The sequence below is a fragment of the Magnetospira sp. QH-2 genome, from assembly GCF_000968135.1.
Classification (GTDB): domain Bacteria; phylum Pseudomonadota; class Alphaproteobacteria; order Rhodospirillales; family Magnetospiraceae; genus Magnetospira.
The window spans coordinates 3,888,835-3,908,744 of the sequence record NZ_FO538765.1 but is presented as its reverse complement, the minus strand read 5'-3'; the positions used below and the strand labels follow the sequence as shown (position 1 = coordinate 3,908,744).

At 59.6% G+C, this 19,910-nt stretch carries 22 protein-coding genes; 12 read left to right on the top strand and 10 right to left on the bottom strand.

Annotated elements, in window-relative coordinates; genetic code table 11:
- Window positions 1-47: 47 nt before the first annotated feature.
- Window positions 48-560: a protein-export chaperone SecB gene (secB, locus tag MGMAQ_RS18345; RefSeq protein ID WP_046022694.1), complete on the top strand. Its 513-nt coding sequence runs from the start codon at window positions 48-50 to the stop codon at window positions 558-560.
- Here the strand turns inward: secB and dnaQ are convergent.
- From dnaQ to MGMAQ_RS18320, 5 genes are read right to left on the bottom strand one after another with little or no spacing between them, the layout of a single operon-like run.
- Entirely contained in the window at window positions 557-1,243 is a 687-nt protein-coding gene (gene dnaQ / locus MGMAQ_RS18340; protein ID WP_046022693.1) for a DNA polymerase III subunit epsilon, read from the bottom strand. The genes secB and dnaQ overlap by 4 nt on opposite strands.
- Window positions 1,236-1,859: a dephospho-CoA kinase gene (gene coaE / locus MGMAQ_RS18335; RefSeq protein WP_046022692.1), complete on the bottom strand. Its 624-nt coding sequence runs from the start codon at window positions 1,857-1,859 to the stop codon at window positions 1,236-1,238. Before coaE ends, dnaQ begins: the two co-directional genes overlap by 8 nt.
- A complete protein-coding gene (locus tag MGMAQ_RS18330; protein ID WP_046022691.1) occupies window positions 1,856-2,698 on the bottom strand; it encodes a shikimate dehydrogenase in 843 nt (280 codons plus the stop codon). The genes coaE and MGMAQ_RS18330 overlap by 4 nt, the downstream gene beginning before the upstream one ends.
- Entirely contained in the window at window positions 2,695-3,303 is a 609-nt protein-coding gene (locus tag MGMAQ_RS18325) for a nucleoside triphosphate pyrophosphatase (RefSeq protein WP_046022690.1), read from the bottom strand. Before MGMAQ_RS18325 ends, MGMAQ_RS18330 begins: the two co-directional genes overlap by 4 nt.
- The gene (locus MGMAQ_RS18320; protein ID WP_046022689.1) at window positions 3,300-4,136 is read right to left on the bottom strand and encodes a pyruvate, water dikinase regulatory protein; all 837 of its coding nucleotides are present in this window, start codon (window positions 4,134-4,136) and stop codon (window positions 3,300-3,302) included. The genes MGMAQ_RS18325 and MGMAQ_RS18320 overlap by 4 nt, the downstream gene beginning before the upstream one ends.
- Window positions 4,137-4,540: 404 nt before the next feature.
- Between MGMAQ_RS18320 and hemE the strand changes: the two genes are divergently transcribed.
- The 4 genes from hemE (at window position 4,541) to rho (ending at window position 8,616) form a co-directional block, all read left to right on the top strand.
- Window positions 4,541-5,581 carry a uroporphyrinogen decarboxylase gene (gene hemE / locus MGMAQ_RS18315; protein ID WP_148561021.1) on the top strand — a complete coding sequence of 347 codons (1,041 nt, stop codon included), beginning with the start codon at window positions 4,541-4,543 and terminating at the stop codon, window positions 5,579-5,581.
- A gap of 18 nt (window positions 5,582-5,599) precedes the next feature.
- Window positions 5,600-6,628: a ferrochelatase gene (hemH, locus tag MGMAQ_RS18310; protein ID WP_046022688.1), complete on the top strand. Its 1,029-nt coding sequence runs from the start codon at window positions 5,600-5,602 to the stop codon at window positions 6,626-6,628.
- 3 nt (window positions 6,629-6,631) lie between these two features.
- Window positions 6,632-7,087 (top strand): protoporphyrinogen oxidase HemJ, encoded by a 456-nt coding sequence (hemJ, locus tag MGMAQ_RS18305; protein ID WP_046022687.1) that lies wholly within the window; start codon window positions 6,632-6,634, stop codon window positions 7,085-7,087.
- Window positions 7,088-7,359: 272 nt separating this feature from the next.
- A complete protein-coding gene (gene rho / locus MGMAQ_RS18300; RefSeq protein ID WP_046022686.1) occupies window positions 7,360-8,616 on the top strand; it encodes a transcription termination factor Rho in 1,257 nt (418 codons plus the stop codon).
- A 90-nt stretch (window positions 8,617-8,706) separates the two neighbouring features.
- Here rho and MGMAQ_RS18295 read toward each other — a convergent pair whose 3' ends face one another.
- From MGMAQ_RS18295 to MGMAQ_RS18280, 4 genes are read right to left on the bottom strand one after another with little or no spacing between them, the layout of a single operon-like run.
- The gene (locus MGMAQ_RS18295; protein ID WP_082085608.1) at window positions 8,707-9,027 is read right to left on the bottom strand and encodes a helix-turn-helix domain-containing protein; all 321 of its coding nucleotides are present in this window, start codon (window positions 9,025-9,027) and stop codon (window positions 8,707-8,709) included.
- A gap of 47 nt (window positions 9,028-9,074) precedes the next feature.
- Complete coding sequence (locus tag MGMAQ_RS18290; protein ID WP_046022684.1) at window positions 9,075-10,049, bottom strand: quinone oxidoreductase; 975 nt, start codon at window positions 10,047-10,049, stop codon at window positions 9,075-9,077.
- Between the two features lie 17 nt (window positions 10,050-10,066).
- Window positions 10,067-10,522, bottom strand: coding sequence for a methylated-DNA--[protein]-cysteine S-methyltransferase (locus tag MGMAQ_RS18285; protein ID WP_046022683.1), 456 nt, complete (start codon window positions 10,520-10,522; stop codon window positions 10,067-10,069).
- 10 nt (window positions 10,523-10,532) lie between these two features.
- Window positions 10,533-12,557 carry a thioredoxin domain-containing protein gene (locus MGMAQ_RS18280; RefSeq protein ID WP_046022682.1) on the bottom strand — a complete coding sequence of 675 codons (2,025 nt, stop codon included), beginning with the start codon at window positions 12,555-12,557 and terminating at the stop codon, window positions 10,533-10,535.
- Window positions 12,558-12,682: 125 nt separating this feature from the next.
- Between MGMAQ_RS18280 and MGMAQ_RS18275 the strand changes: the two genes are divergently transcribed.
- From MGMAQ_RS18275 to MGMAQ_RS18245, 7 genes are all read left to right on the top strand, one after another.
- Entirely contained in the window at window positions 12,683-12,931 is a 249-nt protein-coding gene (locus MGMAQ_RS18275; RefSeq protein WP_046022681.1) for a DUF6489 family protein, read from the top strand.
- Entirely contained in the window at window positions 12,931-13,257 is a 327-nt protein-coding gene (locus MGMAQ_RS18270) for a ferredoxin (protein WP_046022680.1), read from the top strand. Before MGMAQ_RS18275 ends, MGMAQ_RS18270 begins: the two co-directional genes overlap by 1 nt.
- Before the next feature lie 32 nt (window positions 13,258-13,289).
- Complete coding sequence (gene mnmE / locus MGMAQ_RS18265; protein ID WP_046022679.1) at window positions 13,290-14,627, top strand: tRNA uridine-5-carboxymethylaminomethyl(34) synthesis GTPase MnmE; 1,338 nt, start codon at window positions 13,290-13,292, stop codon at window positions 14,625-14,627.
- Between the two features lie 4 nt (window positions 14,628-14,631).
- Window positions 14,632-16,506 carry a tRNA uridine-5-carboxymethylaminomethyl(34) synthesis enzyme MnmG gene (gene mnmG / locus MGMAQ_RS18260; protein WP_046022678.1) on the top strand — a complete coding sequence of 625 codons (1,875 nt, stop codon included), beginning with the start codon at window positions 14,632-14,634 and terminating at the stop codon, window positions 16,504-16,506.
- Window positions 16,507-16,587: 81 nt separating this feature from the next.
- On the top strand, window positions 16,588-17,202 hold the full coding sequence (gene rsmG / locus MGMAQ_RS18255) for a 16S rRNA (guanine(527)-N(7))-methyltransferase RsmG (RefSeq protein ID WP_046023523.1): 615 nt from the start codon (window positions 16,588-16,590) through the stop codon (window positions 17,200-17,202).
- Entirely contained in the window at window positions 17,144-17,953 is an 810-nt protein-coding gene (locus MGMAQ_RS18250) for a ParA family protein (RefSeq protein WP_046022677.1), read from the top strand. The genes rsmG and MGMAQ_RS18250 overlap by 59 nt, the downstream gene beginning before the upstream one ends.
- Window positions 17,953-18,873, top strand: a complete 921-nt coding sequence (locus MGMAQ_RS18245) for a ParB/RepB/Spo0J family partition protein (RefSeq protein WP_046022676.1) — start codon at window positions 17,953-17,955, stop codon at window positions 18,871-18,873. The genes MGMAQ_RS18250 and MGMAQ_RS18245 overlap by 1 nt, the downstream gene beginning before the upstream one ends.
- A gap of 1 nt (window position 18,874) precedes the next feature.
- Here MGMAQ_RS18245 and holA read toward each other — a convergent pair whose 3' ends face one another.
- Entirely contained in the window at window positions 18,875-19,894 is a 1,020-nt protein-coding gene (gene holA / locus MGMAQ_RS18240) for a DNA polymerase III subunit delta (RefSeq protein WP_046022675.1), read from the bottom strand.
- Between the last annotated feature and the right edge of the window lie 16 nt (window positions 19,895-19,910).

The following is a 19,910-nucleotide window of genomic DNA, read 5'->3' as shown; positions in this document are numbered from 1 at the left end:
AGCCACCTTGCAGTAACCAATTCACCTTTAAGGGACGGAGGATATCCATGGCCGAGACCCCAACCGGCGACGCACCCGAGCAACAGAACCCGCCGCTGGTCATCAACGGACAATACATCAAGGATTTGTCCTTTGAGGCCCCCAACGCACCGGCGGTCTTTGGCGCCCTGCAAAAGGGTCAGCCGGATGTGAATATCGGCGTCGACGTCAACGCCCGCCCCCTACAGGACAACCTGTTCGAGGTGGAACTGCATGTGCGCGCCCAGTGCAAAGCCGAGGATTCCGTCGCTTTCATCGCCGAGCTGGTTTACGCGGGTCTGTTCAGCCTCAATGTTCCCGATGAGCATCGCGAGCCGGTGTTGCTGGTGGAATGCCCACGCATGCTGTTCCCCTTTGCCCGGTCCATCCTGGCTGATGTCACCCGCGACGGTGGATTCCCGCCGCTGATGCTGTCGATGATCGATTTCGTTGCCATGTATCAGCGCAACAAACAAGAAGCCGCCGCAAAGGCCGAGGGGGGCGATGCCGCCGCCGATATGGTCACCGAAGGCGAGGCCTAACTCAGCCAGATCGGATCTTTGAGTTTGCCGAGGAATTCCGCATGGGCGGCCCGTTCCTCGGCGCTCGGCTCAAAGCAGCGGGCCTGACGGGAATGGCGCGGTGAATCCACCGTTATTTCCGCGGCTTCCTCGCCTTTGGAATCCATCAAAAGGCCCGGTTGGCGACCGCCAATCAGCTCCAAATAGACTTCCGCCAGCAATTCTGAATCCAACAGCGCGCCGTGATAGGTGCGGTTGGAATTGTCGATATCGAAACGGCGGCAGAGGGCATCCAGGTTGGCCTGAGCGCCGGGAAACTTCTTGCGCGCCATGACCACCGTATCCACCGCCCGCTCCATGGGCAGAGCGGACCGTCCGGCACGCACCAGTTCGGCGTTGATGAATCCCATGTCGAAGCCAGCGTTGTGGATGATCAACCGATCATCGCCAATGAAATCCAGGAAAGCCTGCGCCACATCGGCAAATACCGGGAAATCGGCCAGGTATTCCTCGGACAGCCCATGGACATTGAAGGCCTCCACCGGCATGTCCCGTTCCGGATTGATATATTGGTGATAGGTTTTGCCGGTGGTCACATGGTTGACCAACTCCACACAGCCAATTTCGACAATACGATGGGCATTGGGCGGGTCCCCCTTGGGGCTAAGGCCGGTGGTTTCCGTATCCAGGACAATTTCACGCATGGGAACTCCTTTTCCGGCGCCGAGTGTATCCGGATTTCATCCCCGCGACGATGCGTTTGATGGCCAGCAGGCTGAAACGCCGTCCCAAACCGGTTTGAATCACAAAGTCGGCCCGATGGCGTTTTTCCCCATCGGGAACCTGGCGGGCTAGAATGGCGTGGAATTTTTCTCGGGTCATGCCCGACCGCGCCAGAACCCGCCGGGACTGGACAAAGGGTGGTGCCGTCACCACCGCCACCGCGTCGCAGCGGCTTTCCCCATGGGTCTCGAACAGCAGGGGGATATCCAACACCACAAATGGAGCCTGTCGGGCCATTTGACGGCGCAGAAACCCCTGTTCCGCCCGCCGCACCAGCGGATGCAGGATGGCTTCCAGTTTCTTCAACCCCGTTGGATCATGGAATACCCGGGCTCCCAAGGCCTGGCGATCCACCCCCGCCGTCCCGACCACGCCGGGAAACAAGGAATCAATGGCCGTTAGGGCCTCGCCACCGGGGCCGAGCAGCCCATGCACCACCGCGTCGGCGTCATGTACGGCGATGCCCAAACGGCGGAAATCCGCCGCCGCGGTGCTTTTGCCCATGCCGATAGACCCGGTAAGCCCGAGCACCCTCATCCCAGCGAATCCAGCATATGGCGGCGCAGGGCATCGCTGACCTCGGGGCGCGGACCGAACCAGGCCTCGAAACCCGGCACTGCCTGATGCAACAGCATGCCCAGGCCGTCCACCGTGCGATGGCCCCGTTCCGCTGCCTGCCGCAAGAGCACGGTTTGCAGCGGGGCATAGACGATATCGGTGACCACGGCACGGCTGGATAATCCATCCAGCGGCATTTCCAAGGGCGGCTGCCCGGCCATGCCCAGAGTGGTGGTATTGACCAGCAGCGCGGCCCCTTCGAGGGAGTCGCTCCGCCGGTCCCAATCGGTGACGGTGATAGGTCCGGGGATATCCCCCGCGACAGCCTCCGCCCGATTCCGGGTACGGTTGGTCAAACGGATTTCCGGACAGCCGGCATCCAGCAGGCCGACGATGACCGCCCGTGCCGCACCGCCCGCGCCGAGCACCACCGCCGGACCCTGTGCCGCCGACCAATCCGCCAGACCCGCCTGAAGATTCGCCATGAAGCCATAGGCATCCGTATTGCGGCCCAACAGACGCCCGTCCTCGGCCACCACCACCGTGTTGACCGCGCCGATGCGTTGGGCCTGATGATCCACCTCATCAACGGTGGCCAAGGCGGTTTCCTTGTGTGGCACGGTGACATTGCAGCCTTGAAACCCCATGCGGGGCAGGGTCTTGAGAACCGCGGCACAGTCTTCGGGTGTCACCGCCAGAGGCACATAGGTGCCATCGATACCCAGTTCACGCAGCCAAAAGCCATGCAACAAAGGGGACAGCGAATGACCCACGGGCCATCCCATTACCCCGGCCAGTTTTGCCTTGCCACTGATCATGCCTCCAGAACCTCCAGATCCCGCAACGCCGATTGCAATGGCAACAGAGGCAGCCCGAGAATGGTGAAATAATCGCCGTCAATGGCGGAAAACAGCTGCGACCCGAGACCTTCCAGCCGATAACAGCCTACCGTCGTGGTCACGTCATCGCCCACTAAATCCAGATAGCCGTCGAGAAAATTATCGGAGAAATCCCGCATGGTCAGGGTCACCGTTGCACCCATATGCCAGATCACCCGATCTCCACGCATCACGCAGACCGCCGTTTGCAGGGCATGGGATCGACCGCGCAAGAGCCGCAGATGGTCCCGGGCCTCGGCGGGGGAGTCCGGTTTATCCAACCAATGATCGCCGCATTCCAGCATCTGGTCCGCACCAATGACCCAGGCGTCCGGATCATCGACGGCAATGGCGCGCGCCTTGGCTTCGGCCAGGGCCACAGCGGTTTCCAGCGCCGATCGACCCTGATCCCGGCAGTGGGCCTTGATCCCCGATTCATCCAAATGGGCTGGCTTGATGGTATGGGGAATATGAGCCTGACGCAGAATATCAGCCCGTGAGCGACTGGCCGAAGCCAATATCAGCCGGTGATCCCCGCGGATCATGCCCGGCTTTCGTCCCGATCGGCGATCAGACGGATGATCTGTGCCGCTGTTTCCTCGATGGAACGGCGGGTCACATCAATGATCGGCCAGCCGTTGCGCGCGGATAGCCTTTTGGCCATCATCACTTCCTCTTCCACCCGTTCGGTATCCGTATAATCTGTCTGTTCCTCCTGACCCAACAGCCGCAGGCGGTTGCGGCGGATCTGTGAGAGCAATTTCGGATCCTTGGTCAAACAGACCACCAACGGTCCTTTGAGCCCATCCAATTCCTCGGGCAGGGCACAGCCGGGAACAATGGGAAAATTGGCGGCTTTGACCCCTCGATTAGCCAGATAGATGCAAGTGGGGGTCTTGGAGGTGCGGGAGACACCCAACAAAACCACATCGGCATCATGCAATCCGCGGGTAGATTGGCCATCATCGTGTGCCATGACAAAATGCAAGGCGTCGATGCGGCTGAAGTATTCCGAATTCATGCCATGGTGACGCCCCGGGCGGCCGCGCATGGGCACATCCATGAAATTGGCAATGGCGCCAAGAATCGGGTCCAATACCGGGACGCTGGGCACACCCAACTCGTCGCAGCCCGTTTCCAGGGCCTCGCGGATCTCCGTATTGACCAGAGTGAAGATGCACAGACCGGGATAACGGGCGATGCGATCGAGGACTTTGTCCACATCGTCTAGATGGCGTACGAGAGGAGAAAGATGTTCGACGGTTTCGAATCCATCGAATTGCAGCAGACAAACACGGGCAATCCCGAGAACCGTTTCACCGCTGGCGTCGGAAACCAGGTGAAGATGAAGCTTTTTAAAATCGTCTTCGTTATCCACTATTCCCTCGTCTGCCTGTGGACAGTTCGACCTTTTGGGCCAAAACCTCTTTTTCATTCCCTTAAACGGTTTTTCGGTCCGTCCACTTGTCCCCAGACGGATAAAATCATTCAGGATGCGGGAAAACCATCAAACAAACGGAGCAACGCGTGCTTCATCCCCCTTATCCACAATGCGGGTATATCAATTTTTTGCCTGTCTGTCCTTGGTTTTAGCATGGGATCGTGGAAAACGAGTCCCAGGACCAAAGCCCACCCCGGCAACCGTGGCACGGGTTTGTGGATAAGATCCCTGAAAGCGGGGATCCACAGGTTTCCACCCCCCAACTACAACAACAGCCCCTTTAATCTTAAGATATTAAATTGTATGGGTTGGGGACGAAATCGAGGAGAGCCATCCAGCCCATGATCCAGTCATCCGAGAAGACCATGCTCCGCGCCTTGGCCGGGGAAACCCTGACCCGTCCCCCTTTCTGGCTTATGCGCCAGGCGGGCCGCTATCTGGCCGAATACCGTGAAGTCCGCAAAAGTGCGAAAAACTTCCTGAATTTCTGCCATTCGCCGGACCTGGCCGTGGAAGTTACCCTTCAGCCCTTACGGCGCTATCACATGGACGCGGCCATTCTGTTCAGCGATATTCTGGTGATCCCGGATGCTCTGGGTCAGAAAGTTCAGTTTCTCGAAGGCGAAGGGCCGGTGCTGGATCCCATCCGCTCCGTGGCCGAGCTGGAGCAGTTGGACCTGGAACGCCTGCATGGCCATATGGCGCCGGTCTATGAGACCGTCGGGCGGCTATCCAGGGAAATTCCCGAGACCACGGCGCTAATCGGCTTTGCCGGGGCGCCTTGGACCGTGGCCACCTACATGGTCGAGGGCCGGGGGTCCAAGGATTATCCCGTGACCCGTTCCTGGGCCTATGGCGATCCCGAAGGCTTTGCCAAACTGATCGATCTGTTGGTGGAAGCCACCGGTCGGTATCTGATCGAGCAGGTGAAAAACGGCGCCGAGATCATTCAGATTTTCGATAGCTGGGCCGGGGTGCTGCCACCAGCGGAGTTCCGGCGTTGGGTCATCGATCCGACCATCAAGCTGGTGGAAACCCTGAAAGCCGCCTGTCCCGGCGTGCCGATCATCGGTTTTCCCCGTGGCGCCGGGATGATGTATCCCGATTTTGTCCGTGAAACCAATGTCGATGGCGTGAGCCTGGATTCGACCATTCCGGTAACCTGGGCAGCAGACAATATTCAGCCCCACTGCACGGTGCAGGGCAACCTGGACAACATGCTACTGGTGGCCGGGGGAGAAGCCATGGAGCGGGAGTTGAACACCATTCTTGACGTCCTTGGACAAGGCCCCTTCATTTTCAATCTGGGTCATGGCATCGTGCCGCAAACGCCGCCAGAGCATGTGGCTCGGGTGGCCGAGATCATTCAGCAGCGCGGCTAATCCGGGGAGAAGGTCGTTTTGGCCAAACTGGCGGTGGTTTTGTTCAATCTGGGAGGACCGGACCGGGTGGAATCCATCCGTCCGTTCCTGTTCAATTTGTTCAATGATCCGGCAATCATCACGGCCCCGGGACCGATCCGCTGGCTATTGGCCCAATACATTTCCCGCAAGAGGGCGCCGGTGGCGGCGGAAATCTACCAGCATCTGGGTGGCAAATCACCGCTGCTTGATCTGACCTGGGATCAGGCCAATGCCCTAAGAGATGTTCTTTCCAGCGAGCACGAAGTTCAAACGTTCATCGCCATGCGTTATTGGCATCCCATGAGTGATGAAGTGGCCTATGAGGTGAAGGATTTCGATCCGGACGAGGTCATTTTGCTGCCGCTCTACCCGCAATTCTCTACCACAACGGTCGGTTCCTCCATTGATGACTGGAATCGTGCCGCCAAGGCCGCCGGATTGGATAAGCCGACACACTCGATCTGCTGTTATCCATTGCAATCAGGCTGGATCGAGGCGGTGACGGAATTGACGCGAAAAGGACTGCAAGAGGCGGAATCCAAAGGAAAACCACGATTGTTGTTTTCCGCTCACGGGCTGCCGAAAAAGATCGTCGATGCCGGAGACCCCTATCAGTGGCAGGTGGAACAGACCAGTGCCGCCGTGGTCGAGGCCTTGGGGATCGACGATCTGGATTGGGCGGTCTGCTACCAAAGCCGGGTCGGGCGTCTGGAATGGATCGGGCCGTCCACCGAACAGGAATTGCAACGGGCGGGAAATGATGGGGTGCCGGCGGTCATCGTGCCCATTGCCTTTGTCTCAGAGCATTCCGAGACCCTGGTGGAACTGGATATCGAATACCGTGAAGAAGCGGATAAACTCGGCGTGCCCGGTTATGTGCGGGTACCTGCCGTGGGTACCCATCCGGCCTTCATCGGCGGACTGGCGGATCTGGTGGGACAGATCCGGACCGGGGATAGCCCACCCCGGGGAACACGGATCTGTGCGGCCAACCTGGGGCAATGCCCCTGTGGCAAGGGGGACTAGAGCATGTTGTGGGATCTGAGCGGCGAGGCCTGGATGTGGACCAAGGCGTTGCATATCATTTGTGTCATGGCCTGGATGGCCGGGCATTTCTACCTGCCCCGGCTCTATGTCTATCATGCCCAGGAACCGGCGGATTCCGCCACCGGCGAGACCTTTAAAATCATGGAACGCCGTCTGCTCAAGGCGATCATGAATCCCGCCGCCGTGGGTTCCCTGGTATTCGGTCTGATCCTGCTGGGCAATCTGTATGAAGATGCCTGGTTGAGTATTTGGCTGTGGGTCAAGCTGGTCTGCGTGGTCGGGCTGTTCGTCATGCATTTTCTCAACATGAAGTGGCGCATGGAATTTCTCGAAGACCGCAATCAGCGCTCGCACAAGTTCTACCGCTATGCCAACGAGGTCCCCACGGTGCTGATGATTGTGCTGATCATCATGGTGGTGGTGAAGCCTTGGGAGTGACAGTCTCTTGATACAAGTCAATAACAGCGCAACAACGATTTCATAAAATCCCATTTGACTTGGAACCGGCCTATGGGTAATTCTATTCGCGGTTCCGAAATTATTGTCTTTCCCAGCGGGACCACCGCCTCCACTTTCAATAACGGATAAAAGTCCAAAGGCGTAACCGCCTATCGTAATTCGGTTTAATCCGGATGCTTAAGGACCGCCGTTCCCCCTTCTTCCGATCCGTTCCCGGGTCGTCTCCCTTTCACAATTTACGAACCAAAGTCATGAATCTTCAGGAACTCAAAGAAAAAACCCCCACCGAGCTGCTCGCCTTTGCCGAGGAGCTGGATATCGAGAACGCCTCGACCCTGCGTAAGCAGGACATGATGTTCGCCATCCTCAAGCAGTTGGCGGAAAACGACGTGGCGATCTTCGGATCGGGGGTGCTGGAGGTTTTGCAAGACGGGTTCGGATTCCTGCGCTCGCCGGAGGCCAACTATCTACCGGGACCCGACGACATCTATGTCTCGCCCAGCCAGGTGCGGCGATTCAGCCTGCGCACCGGCGATACGGTGGAAGGCCAGATTCGCTCGCCCAAGGATGGCGAACGCTATTTCGCCCTGCTGAAGGTCAATGATATCAATTTCGAGGACCCCAACGCGGTCCGCCACCGGATCAATTTCGATAACCTGACACCGCTCTATCCCACCGAGCGCATCAAGATGGAAAACCCCGATCCCACCACCAAGGACACCACGGCGCGGGTCATCGACCTGATTTCCCCCGTGGGCAAGGGCCAGCGCGCGCTGGTGGTGGCGCCGCCGCGCACCGGCAAGACCGTGATGCTGCAAAACATCGCCCATTCCATCTCGGTCAATCATCCCGAATGCTATCTGATCGTGCTACTGATCGATGAACGACCCGAGGAAGTCACCGACATGGCCCGTTCGGTCAAGGGCGAGGTGGTTTCTTCCACCTTCGACGAACCGGCGGTGCGTCACGTACAGGTGGCCGAAATGGTCATCGAAAAGGCCAAGCGCCTTGTGGAACACAAGAGAGACGTGGTGATCTTGCTCGATTCCATCACCCGTCTGGCGCGCGCTTACAACACCGTGGTGCCCAGCTCGGGCAAGGTGCTGACTGGTGGCGTGGACGCCAACGCCTTGCAACGCCCGAAGCGTTTCTTCGGCGCGGCGCGGAATATCGAGGAAGGCGGCAGCCTGACTATCATCGCCACCGCCCTGGTGGATACCGGTTCGCGCATGGACGAGGTGATCTTCGAAGAGTTCAAGGGCACCGGCAACTCGGAACTGATCCTCGACCGCAAGCTTTCCGACAAGCGCACTTTCCCGGCCATCGATATCACCAAATCCGGCACCCGCAAGGAAGAGCTGCTGGTGGAAAAGGGAACCCTGTCGAAGATGTGGGTGCTTCGCCGCATTCTCATGCCCATGGGCACCACCGATGCCATGGAGTTCCTGCTCGACAAGCTCAAACATGCCAAGACCAACGACGAATTCTTCGATGCCATGAACAGCTAGTGCGTGCCTTTCGCGTTTGATCGGCTTCGATCAAACAGGAAAAACGGGATTGATACCAATAGGGTCGCGCCTGTTCGATTGCTGATCCCGTCAATCGTTATGCAGGTTGGTATTCGGTCTTTCCGTTCCCGGCAATTCCCGCAGTCCCCAGCGCAGGATCCCGCGCATCACCGGCTCCAGGGTCCAGCCCTTGGAGGTCACTCCATAGGCGCGGCCCCGTTTTTCGATGAATCCCGCCTGACATAGCCGATCAAGCCGGTCGGCCAGGATATTGGTGGCGACGCCTTCGGGGGACTGGAGCAGATCCCCATAAGTGGTTTTTTGCCGAAACATCAGGTCCCGCAGTACCAGCAGGGTCCATTTGTCGCCGAACAGGTCCAGGGCGCCGGCGATGGGGCAGGAAGAACGCATGATCCGGTCCATTTACTTGCAGTTTGCAAGTTATAGCCGAGGACGGCCTAGGGCAGCAAGATCGTTGACCCGGTGGTCTGCCGCGCTTCCAGGGCTCTGTGGGCCTCGGCGGCGTCGGAGAGCGGGAAAGTCTGGCCAATGGCGATATCCACCACGTCCGCCGTCACCACTTCGAACAGTTCCTCCGCCGTGGCCAGCAGTTCCTCGCGGGTGGTGATGTAGTGGAACAAGATTGGCCGGGTGAAAAACAGCGATCCTTTTTGTGCCAGCAAGGCTGGTTCGAAAGCCGGGACCGGGCCCGAGGCATTGCCGTAGGAAACCATGGTGCCCAACCGGTGCAGGCAGTTCAGGGAATCTTCAAAGGTATCCTTGCCGATGGAATCATAGACCGCCTGAACCCCCTCACCGCCGGTGATATCTTTGACCCGGTCGGCGAAATTCTCGCTTTTGTACAAGATCGTATGGTCGCAGCCCCGGGATCGGGCGATTTCGGCTTTTTCATCCGACCCCACGGTGCCGATGACCGTCGCCCCCAAATGCTTGGCCCATTGCACGGCGATCTGGCCCACACCGCCCGCCGCCGCGTGGATCAGGATGGTATCTCCGGCCTGCACTTCGTAGCTGCGGCGTAAAAGGTAGTGGGCGGTCATGCCCTTGAGCATCATCGCCGCCGCCTGTTGATCGGAAACGGCATCGGGCAGGGGAACAAGGCGATCCGCGGGATAAAGCCGGGCTTCGGCATAGGCGCCCACCGGATGACCGTTGTAGGCCACTCGCTGGCCAATGTTCAGGTCCGTCACGTCGGTTCCGATGGCTTCCACAACTCCGGCGCCTTCCATGCCCAACACGGAGGGCAGCTCCACCGGATAGAGGCCGGTGCGATGATAGACATCGATGAAATTGACTCCCACGGCGGTGTTTTTCACCCGCACCTGGCCGGGACCCGGATCGCCGACTGTCACGTCTTCCCAGGTCATGGCCTCGGGGCCGCCGGTTTGATGGATGCGAATGGCCTTGGTCATGGGTCGTCTCCTTGAAATCAGGGGAATCGCAGGCCTTCGAAGGCCAGCAGGCGGCGTTTGGTATCCAGGCCCTGGCCACCGGAATAGCCGGTCAGGCGATTGTTGGCGCCGGTGACACGGTGACAGGGAATGACGATGGGTAGGGGATTGCGGCCACAGGCACCGCCCACGGCGCGGGGTCCGGAGCCGATGGCATAGGCGAGATCGCCATAGGTCCGCACTTCGCCGAAGGGGATGCGTTGCATTTCCGACCAGACACGCCTTTGAAACTCCGTGCCCCGGGGCTCCAACGGCAGATCGAAATCCTGCAGGTCGCCCTCGAAATAGGCATCCAATTGCCGTTTGGCTTCTCCTAGCACAGCAGGAACCCCATCGCATTCCGGTACCCGGCCCCAGTCCAGCGCCACCAGCAGGCCGTCCTCCTCGAACAGGGTCAAAGAGCCAACGGGGCTATGGAAGGACAGATGCGCCATAGGAAGGATCTTACAACCGGGCCAGGGCCTCGCTCAAGCCGTTCGGATCGGTTATGGGGAGACCGCAGGTTTGGCCGACGCAGATATAGGCCGTGGGGAGTCCGTCCACCTGGTCCTTGCCGTTGGCCGGGTGGCCGTCGGGCAAGGTGGTGCCGGGGGCGAGCCGCTGGAAGATCCGGTGCGGCAGGGCGGCCTCGAAGACCCGGTCACGGAACGGCGGGGCTTGGTTTTCCTCGGCGATAAGGATTACCTGAGCACCACGATTGAGAAGATCCAGCGCGCCCAGGGTGGTCGGTTGATTGACTAGACGGTCCCTGGGACCGGCGGTTACCGCCTCGATCAGGGCACCGGCGGCGCGGCCTTTGGCTTCGTTGCCGGTCAACAAAAACAGCCGGGCCAGGTTCTCCGCCATGGTGCCATTGCCTGACGGGGTGACATTGTCGAAGATTGGTCGCGGGCGGGCGATCAGATCCGTCGTATCATCGGCGGACAGGGCGTAAACCCCGTCGGTGCGGTGATGGGTTTCCACCAGATCCAACCAGGTCGTGGCCTGATCCAGGTATTCTGCCTGTCCCGTGCATTCATAGAGGGTCAGGGCGGCGCGGATCATTTGTGCGTAATCATCCAGCACCGCCGGGTGGCGGGCGCGGTCGTCTTTCCAGGTATGGCGCAGGCGTCCGTCGATGGTCAGGTTGCGGGTGATAAACCGATAGACCGATTGGGCCTTCTCCAGCCAATCGACCCGTCCGAAGGCTGTCCCGGCAAAGGCCAGGGCGGCGATGGCTAGGCCGTTCCAGTCAGCCAGTACCTTGTCATCGCGACCCGGACGTTCCCGCTTTTCGCGGGCCGCCAACAGGGTCGCCCGGTATTGCGCCAGCTTGCCCTCTAGCACCTCGGCCTTGATTTCCGGGTCGGCGCTGCGATTGAGGATGTTGGTGCCTTCCCAATTGCCTGCCTCGGTAACCCCATAGGCTTCCTTGAAGATCGGCGCATGGTCTTGCAACAAGTCGTCAATTTCCAATGACGACCAAACATAGAATTTGCCCTCTTCGCCCTCGGAGTCGGCATCAAGGGTGCCGGCAAAGGCGATATCGCCGCCTTCCTCAATGGTCATTTCCCGCAATAGCCAGTCCACGGTCTCGGCGACCCGCTGGGCATAGAGATCACTGCCCGTGTCCTGCCAGACCATGGTCAACAGTTCGATCAGCTGTGCATTGTCGTACAGCATTTTTTCGAAGTGTGGCGCCAACCAGATTTCATCAGTGGAGTAGCGCGCGAAGCCGCCGCCCAGGTGATCATAGATGCCACCCTGACAAATCCGGTCCAGGGTGTTGACCACCGATTGCTTGTACAGGGTCGACTTGGTGCGGTGATAGGAATTCCAGACAAAACGGAACAAGGTGGGTTGCGGGAATTTCGGGGCGCCTTTGAGGCCGCCTTGCACCGGATCAACCATGCGCAGCACCGCTTGGGCGATAAAATCCAAAGAATCCGGGGCCACCGCTTCCACTTCGCCGCCGGGTGCGTCGTTGGTGGCTTCCTCCAGCGCGGCACGCAGGGAGGTGACATTTTCAAGAACCTTGGAGGTCTGGGTATGATAGGCACTGGATATGGATTGCAGCACCTGCGGAAAACCCTGACGCCCCCAGCGCGGTTCCGGCGGGAAGTAGGTGCCGCCCCAAAACGGCGCGCCGTCCGGGGTCATGAAAATGGTCAGGGGCCAGCCCCCTTGTTGCCCCATGAGCTGCAAAGCGGTCTGATAGATGGAATCCACGTCCGGGCGTTCTTCCCGGTCCACCTTGATGTTGATGAACAGCTTGTTCATGGTTTCCGCAATCGCGGGGTTTTCAAAGCTCTCGTGAGCCATCACATGACACCAATGACAGGCCGCATAGCCAATGGAGAGCAGCACCGGTTTATTGGTCTCGCGGGCCAGATCCAGGGCTTCCTGGCCCCAGGGTTGCCAATGCACCGGATTGTCTTGATGCTGCAAAAGGTAAGGGCTGGTTTCGTCGGCCAGTCTGTTTTCGGTCATGATGTCCCAGAAATGTTTAAATAGGAAAATCGGATAGCATTGCGCGGGCCCGTCGGGCTGCCTAGGATGTGGGGGGAATCCCCCCCGGTTACAAGCGCTTCCGGTGCGATGAAAAAGGAATCCTTATGAAAGTTACCATCAATATAGACTGTACTCCGGAAGAGGCCCGGGCCTTCTTCGGTCTTCCCGATCTGAAGCCCATGCAAACCCGGTTGATGGAGGAGATGGAAGAGCAGATGAAATCCAATCTGCATGCCATGGATCCGGATGCGCTGTTCAAGACTTGGTTGCCCGCCGGAATACAGGGTTTCGAGCAATTGCAGAAGGCCTTCTGGACCCAGTTTGGTGGCGGCAAGAAGGGGAGCGACGATTGATGAGCGAGGCGCCCTATTACCGCAGCCACGTTTTTGTTTGTTCCAATCAGCGGGTCGAAGGACATCCCAGAGGCTGCTGCGCCGACAAGGACAGCGCTTCCCTGCGCACCTATCTCAAGGTGAAGACCAAGCAACTGGAATTGAACGATGTCCGGATCAACAACGCTGGATGCCTGGATCGCTGCGAGAATGGGCCGGTGATGGTGATTTATCCCGAAGGGGTGTGGTATAAGGTCGCCACCCGGGCCGACATGGATGAGATTCTGGAATCCCATATCCAAGGGGGCAACCGGGTTGAACACCTAATGTTGTCGAACGAAGACTAGGAACCTACTAGATATAGGTTCAAGGACTCCTCATGCGCGATGATACCATCTATGCCCTGGCTTCCGGCGGCGGGGCCGCTGGTCTGGCTGTCTTCCGGATTTCAGGGGTCGGCGCCGGGCAGGCTTTGACCCAGATGATTGGCGACGATCTGCCGGAGCCGCGCAGAGCGATGCTGAGACGCCTGATCGATCCGGTCAATGGCGAAGAGGTGGACCGGGGACTGGTGCTCTGGTTCCCGGCCCCGGCCAGCTTCACCGGCGAGGATGTGGTGGAGATCCATGGTCATGGTGGAAGGGCCATGACGGCGCGTCTGGCCAGGCTGCTGGGCGAGGGGTTGGGGCTACGGCAGGCGGACCCGGGGGAATTCAGCCGCCGTGCCTTTGAGCATGGCAAAATGGATTTGACCGAGGCCGAGGGCCTAGCCGATCTGGTGGATGCCGAGACCGAGGCCCAGAGGCGCCAGGCCCAAAGGCAGATGCAGGGCGCCTTGGGCACGCTCTATGAAGATTGGCGGCAACGGCTCATGGGACTGTCAGCGCACCTGGAAGCGACCATCGATTTTTCCGACGAGGATCTCCCCGACGATCTCTGGAGGACTCTGCGCAGGGATCTGACCATCTTGGAAACCGATATTGACCAACATCTGGCCGATGGTCATCGGGGCGAAAGACTACGCGAAGGTCTTTCCATTGCCATCGTCGGCCCCCCCAACGCCGGTAAATCAAGCTTGCTGAATACCCTGGCCAAGCGGGAAGCGGCCATTGTTTCGGCCCAGGCCGGGACCACACGGGACGTGATTGAAGTGCATATGGACCTGGACGGATTTCCCGTGGTCATGGCCGATACGGCGGGTTTACGTCAGGCTGCCGATGAGATCGAGGGGGAAGGCGTTCGCCGCGCCTTGGCCCGGGCCCGGGAAGCGGATCTCAAAGTGGCCGTCCTGGACGGGGTCCATTGGCCAGAGGTGGATCCCCAGACCGCCGCTCTGGTGGACAAGGATTCCATGGTGGTGGTCAACAAGTTGGACCGGGGGCTTCCCGAGGCTCCCTTGAATTGGGGCGACCATCGGGTCTTCGGTCTCTCGGTGCATACCGGGGCCGGGCTCGAAGATTTCCTCGCTGCCCTGAGCGAGGCCGTGGCGGCGCGGTGTGGCGATGGCGGCGGCGCCCCGCCTTTGACCCGACGGCGGCACCGGGAGGCCATCGAGACTTGCCGTCATGCCCTGGAACGGGCAGGGGCCGAAAAGGATAGCGAACTCATGGCCGAACATGTGCGGCAGGCGGCCCGGGCCCTGGGCACCATTACCGGGCGGGTGGGGGTTGAGGACATGCTTGACCTGGTGTTCCGCGACTTCTGTATTGGGAAATAGGGCAATGTTTCACGTGAAACAGGACCGGTACGATGTGGTGGTGGTCGGTGGTGGCCACGCAGGCTGCGAGGCGGCGGCCGCGGCGGCGCGCATGGGCGCGCGCACGGCCCTGGTCAGTCAGCGCCTGGACAGGCTGGGGGAGATGTCCTGCAACCCGGCCATTGGCGGCTTGGCCAAAGGCCAGTTGGTGCGGGAAGTTGATGCTCTGGATGGGCTTATGGGTCGGGCCATCGACCGGGCCGGGATTCAGTTCCGCATGCTCAACAAAAGCAAGGGCCCCGCTGTCTGGGGGCCCCGTGCCCAGGCCGACCGAAAGCTCTATCGTCAGGCCATTCAGGCCCTCTTGCGAGAGCATCGACACCTGACCCTGATTGAGGCCTCCGCTGAGGATCTGCTATTCGACCACAGCGGCGACCTGAGTGGCCTGCGGCTTATGGACCGGGACCTTGATACCCGCCAGGTGGTGATTACCACTGGCACTTTCCTGCGGGGCCTGATCCATGTGGGGAAGGTGATGTTGCCCGCCGGGCGGGTGGGGGATCTGCCTTCGGTGGGCCTGGCCTTTACCTTCAAGCGCCTGGGTTTCCCCTTGGGTCGCCTTAAGACCGGCACCCCGCCGCGCTTGGACGGACGGACCATTGACTGGGACCGCTTGGAGGCGCAACCCGGCGATGATCCACCGGTACCCTTTTCGACCCTGACCGATACCATCACTGTGCCGCAGATCCCCTGCCATATCACCTGGACCACGCCCGAGGCCCATGCCCTGATTACCGATAACTTGGACCGGGCGCCGCTTTACTCCGGCCAGATCGACAGCACCGGTCCGCGCTATTGCCCCTCCATCGAGGACAAGGTGGTCCGATTTGCCGACAAAACCCGGCATCAAATCTTCCTGGAGCCCGAGGGGCTCGACGACCCGACGATCTACCCCAACGGGATCTCCACTTCCCTGCCCAAGGATATCCAGCTTGAACTCCTGACCCATATCCCGGGCTTGGAGAAGACTCACATGATTCAGCCCGGTTATGCCATTGAGTATGATTTCGTCGATCCCCGAGCCCTGAAGCCCAGTCTCGAAACTTTGCGCCTGCCTGGTCTGTTCCTGGCCGGCCAGATCAATGGCACGACAGGCTATGAAGAGGCAGCAGGGCAGGGGCTGGTGGCCGGAATCAATGCCGCCCGCCGGGCCGCGGGCGCGGACCCGTTGATCCTGGACCGGGCCGATGCCTACATAGGTGTAATGATCGATGATTTGGTCAATCTGGGTACCCGGGAGCCCTATCGCATGTTTACCTCCCGGGCCGAGTACCGGCTGTTGCTGCGCGCCGATAATGCGGACCAGCGTCTGACTCCCATTGGCGAGGCCGTGGGCTGTATCGGAGAGCAACGTCGGAAGGCCTTCGCCACCAGCCAGGCGGCCTTGGTTCAAGGTCGGGAAATCCTGCAAAGGGTAAATGGGACGCCCAATGATCTGCGAGACCACGGCGTGGCGGTGAACCAGGATGGCATTCGCCGGTCGGGCTATGATCTATTGGCCTATCCGGATATGGATATGGTTCAGCTGCGTCGAATCTGGCCAGAGGCCTTGGCCCCCGTTTCGGCGGTTGTGGGTCGTCAGCTGGAGATCGAGGCGCTCTACAGTGCTTACCTGGATCGCCAGGCTGCCGATATCAAGGCTTTTCGCCGGGACGAGGCCCTGGCCCTGCCCGAGGACCTGGACTATGGCTCCCTGGCGTCCCTGTCCAACGAAGTGCGGCTGAAATTGGAGGAGGCCCGCCCGGCGACCCTGGGCGCGGCATCAAGGATCTCCGGTGTAACGCCCGCCGCCTTGACGGCTTTGCTGGGTCATGTCAAAAGGCGGGCATCCATCCGCTGACCCGGAGGTCCCGCCGTGGCGGACCCACTCGCCCTAACACCCGAAGCCTTTCAGACCGAGACCCATGTTTCACGTGAAACAATGGCCGCTCTGGAAACCTATTTGACACTGCTGACCAAATGGCAGGCACGGATCAATCTGGTCTCCCGGACGACTCTGGCCGATCCTTGGCGCCGCCATTTCCTGGATTCCGCCCAACTGGTCCCCTACCTACCCGAGAAAGCCGCGTGTCTCGCCGACTTGGGATCAGGAGCCGGATTTCCCGGCTTGGTGCTGGCGATCATCACCGGCAAACCGATCCATCTGGTGGAAAGCGATCAAAGAAAAAGCATTTTTATGCGCGAAGTGGCCCGGGAAACGGGAGCACCGGTGATTATCCACACAAATCGCATCGAAAAATTATCCCCGTTGCAGGCCGATGTGATTACCTCCAGAGCCTTGGCATCCTTGCCCAAATTGATTCAGCTATCGCTTCCGCATCTAAAAAACGACGGTATTCTACTCTTTTTGAAGGGAAAAAACGTCGCTTTTGAATTGACGGAATCACGAAAAAACTGGAAACTCGCCGCAGAGGCTTACGAAAGCCGAACGGATCCGGATGGCCGGGTCCTCCTGGTGCGGGAGATTTTTGATCAAAATGGGCGAAAAATTGGTGATCGAGGGGCAAGCGCGCCCCCGGATTCTGGCCATCGCTAACCAAAAGGGCGGCGTCGGCAAAACCACCACAGCCATTAACCTGGCAACGGCTTTGGCAGCGATTCATAAAAAAGTTTTGATCATTGACCTGGACCCCCAGGGCAATGCCAGTACCGGATTGGGGGTGGATCGATCCGAGCGGACGGTCAATTCCTATCATGTGCTGCTCGGTGAAGCGCAGTTGGCCGACGTGGTGATGGAAACCCGCATTCCCGGCCTGCATCTTGTGCCATCGGGTGTTGATCTGGCCGGTGCGGAATTGGAGCTTGTCGACATGGCCAGTCGCGAGTACCGCTTGCGACGGGCGCTGGAAGGCGGTTGGGATGGATTTGACTACGTCCTGATCGATTGTCCGCCCGCCTTGGGTTTGCTGACCATCAATGCCTTGGTGGCGGCACAATCTGTCCTTGTACCCCTGCAATGTGAGTTCTTTGCGCTGGAAGGGATAAGCCATCTGGTGAAGACCATTGAGCGGGTCCGCCAAAGCTTTAACGCGACTCTGGACCTACAAGGTATAGTGTTAACCATGTTTGATAAACGCAATAACTTGTCGGATATGGTGGCAGCGGATGTGCGCGGCTATTTCGGAGACAAGGTCTATCAGACCGTGATCCCCCGCAACGTTCGCGTGTCCGAGGCCCCGTCTCATGGTAAACCGGTGTTGCTATACGACACCCGCTGCGCCGGATCCATGGCCTATCTCAACCTGGCCAGCGAAGTGCTGCGCCGTGAACAAAGGATTGCCGCGTGATGGCTAAAAAACCGAGCAATCTGGGTCGGGGCCTCTCCGCCCTGTTGGGCGATGGGTCCGAGACCTATGACGCTGCCTCCGCTGAAAGCGCGGCCAACGAACGGGGCGCCAAGATCGTGCCCATTGAATTCCTGAAACCCAGCCGCTTTCAGCCCCGCCATCGCATCGATGAAGAGGGCATTCAAGATTTGGTGCGGTCGGTGCAGGCCAAGGGCGTGCTACAGCCTTTGTTGGTGCGCCGTGATCCCGAACAGCCGAGCAATTTCGAGATCATCGCCGGGGAACGCCGTTGGCGGGCCTCGCAACTGGCGCAGTTGCACGAAGTGCCTGTCATTGTCCGCGACATGAACGACCAGGAAGCCCTTGAAATCGCTTTGGTTGAGAACCTGCAACGGCAGGATCTATCGCCCCTTGAAGAGGCCGAGGGCTATCGTCGCCTGATGGACGAATTCGATCATACCCAAGATGCCCTGGCCCAGGCGATGGGCAAGAGCCGCAGCCATGTGGCCAATATGATGCGTCTGCTGGGCCTGCCCGATCCGGTCAAGGCCATGGTCGAGGACCGCAGTCTGTCACCAGGTCACGCCCGTGCCTTGCTCAATGCCGATGATCCGGTGTCCCTGGCGCGCAAGGTCTCGGCCAAGGGTCTCAATGTACGGCAAACCGAGCGCCTGGTAAAAAAAGGCCGCAAAGGGAGCAATGGCAAGCCGCGCACGGTGGCTGGACTGGAAAAAGATGCGGATACCCTCGCCCTGGAACGGGACTTGTCAAATCTGCTGGGCCTGCGCGTCGATGTGAAATTCGGTGGTCGCGGCGGCACTTTGACCCTGCACTACGGCACCTTGGAACAACTGGACGATATTCTGCACCGGCTGAGCCATGGATCGGCGCCGGATTCGGTTCAGAGCCTGTCTGCGTAAGTTATCGTCGGCCCGCTTGTGCGATTCGCATGAGGGTCCGCCGACAAACCGTTTCGGCGGGCAGTCCTGTTGTCTTGCAGTCCGTTTCCGCCTCCACCAGTAACTCGAAGGCCCGGGCCAGCCGGTCCGGAGTCCAGCGGGTCAGCTGGCTGCGGAACGCATCGGCAATCTTGAACATCACCGGTGGCCGCAAACGCTTCATGGCTTGATCCGGCGGCAGGCCTTGCGCCATATGGCCAGCCGCCAAATGTAAGCGTTGAAAATGACGATTGACCAATCGCAGTAAGCCAACTGGGGTCCCGCCGTCGGTTAACACCCGTTCCACCGCCTGATCCAATCCCGCCTGATCGCCGTTGCCGAGGGCGACCAACAAGGCATCAAGTGACGTGGCGCCACTATCGCCGACACAAGCCATGGCATCGGCCAGCCCAATACGGGTTTCAGTGCCCATATAAAGAGCCAACTTCCCAATTTCCGAGCGGGTCACCTGGCGATCGGAACCCAAATGATTGGCAAGATAGGCCATGGCATCGGGGTCTGCGCTTAATCCCTGTTCGCCCAGAGATTCGCGGATGACCTGATTGAGAGAGCGTCCGTCATCCCCATAACAAGCCAAAGCGGCGGCATTGTCCTGACCTTCGAACAGTTTTCGCAAGCTGGATCCTGCCCCCAGCTCCCCCGCTTCAACCACGATCAGCGCATCTCCCACCGGGTTCTTCAAAAAAGAAGCCAGAATCTTCTGCTGAGCATCGGCCGCACCGCGGATTCGCACCGCCCGTCGACCCCCTGTCAAAGAAAGGGCGGCTGCTTCATCGGCCAGCCTCGCCGGATCAGTTTTCAGATCAGATCCGGACAAATCCACCATTCGAAAGGGATCTTTGGGATCTTCGACCACGGTCTTGACCAAAGCCAAACCCCTCTCGCGAATCAATCCTTCATCGGGCCCATAAACCAGAACGGCGCGCACGGCTGTTGGCGGAGAATCCAAAAAAGCCTTGATCCGTGCGCCGGTGATTTTCATGGCACCCGTTTCACGT

Excerpts from the sequence above, each read along its gene's own strand:
- MGMAQ_RS18295 (WP_082085608.1), bottom strand. The coding sequence starts at position 9,027 with ATGCGTTCTTCCTGCCCCATCGCCGGCGCCCTGGACCTGTTCGGCGAC.
- hemJ (WP_046022687.1), top strand. The coding sequence starts at position 6,632 with ATGTTGTGGGATCTGAGCGGCGAGGCCTGGATGTGGACCAAGGCGTTG.
- MGMAQ_RS18285 (WP_046022683.1), bottom strand. The coding sequence starts at position 10,522 with ATGGCGCATCTGTCCTTCCATAGCCCCGTTGGCTCTTTGACCCTGTTC.
- MGMAQ_RS18290 (WP_046022684.1), bottom strand. The coding sequence starts at position 10,049 with ATGACCAAGGCCATTCGCATCCATCAAACCGGCGGCCCCGAGGCCATG.
- MGMAQ_RS18330 (WP_046022691.1), bottom strand. The coding sequence starts at position 2,698 with ATGATCAGTGGCAAGGCAAAACTGGCCGGGGTAATGGGATGGCCCGTG.
- MGMAQ_RS18280 (WP_046022682.1), bottom strand. The coding sequence starts at position 12,557 with ATGACCGAAAACAGACTGGCCGACGAAACCAGCCCTTACCTTTTGCAG.
- holA (WP_046022675.1), bottom strand. The coding sequence starts at position 19,894 with ATGAAAATCACCGGCGCACGGATCAAGGCTTTTTTGGATTCTCCGCCA.
- rho (WP_046022686.1), top strand. The coding sequence starts at position 7,360 with ATGAATCTTCAGGAACTCAAAGAAAAAACCCCCACCGAGCTGCTCGCC.
- dnaQ (WP_046022693.1), bottom strand. The coding sequence starts at position 1,243 with ATGCGTGAAATTGTCCTGGATACGGAAACCACCGGCCTTAGCCCCAAG.
- mnmE (WP_046022679.1), top strand. The coding sequence starts at position 13,290 with ATGCGCGATGATACCATCTATGCCCTGGCTTCCGGCGGCGGGGCCGCT.
- MGMAQ_RS18325 (WP_046022690.1), bottom strand. The coding sequence starts at position 3,303 with ATGATCCGCGGGGATCACCGGCTGATATTGGCTTCGGCCAGTCGCTCA.
- rsmG (WP_046023523.1), top strand. The coding sequence starts at position 16,588 with ATGGCCGCTCTGGAAACCTATTTGACACTGCTGACCAAATGGCAGGCA.
- secB (WP_046022694.1), top strand. The coding sequence starts at position 48 with ATGGCCGAGACCCCAACCGGCGACGCACCCGAGCAACAGAACCCGCCG.
- MGMAQ_RS18245 (WP_046022676.1), top strand. The coding sequence starts at position 17,953 with ATGGCTAAAAAACCGAGCAATCTGGGTCGGGGCCTCTCCGCCCTGTTG.
- MGMAQ_RS18250 (WP_046022677.1), top strand. The coding sequence starts at position 17,144 with ATGGGCGAAAAATTGGTGATCGAGGGGCAAGCGCGCCCCCGGATTCTG.
- coaE (WP_046022692.1), bottom strand. The coding sequence starts at position 1,859 with ATGAGGGTGCTCGGGCTTACCGGGTCTATCGGCATGGGCAAAAGCACC.
- MGMAQ_RS18270 (WP_046022680.1), top strand. The coding sequence starts at position 12,931 with ATGAGCGAGGCGCCCTATTACCGCAGCCACGTTTTTGTTTGTTCCAAT.
- MGMAQ_RS18275 (WP_046022681.1), top strand. The coding sequence starts at position 12,683 with ATGAAAGTTACCATCAATATAGACTGTACTCCGGAAGAGGCCCGGGCC.
- mnmG (WP_046022678.1), top strand. The coding sequence starts at position 14,632 with ATGTTTCACGTGAAACAGGACCGGTACGATGTGGTGGTGGTCGGTGGT.
- hemE (WP_148561021.1), top strand. The coding sequence starts at position 4,541 with ATGATCCAGTCATCCGAGAAGACCATGCTCCGCGCCTTGGCCGGGGAA.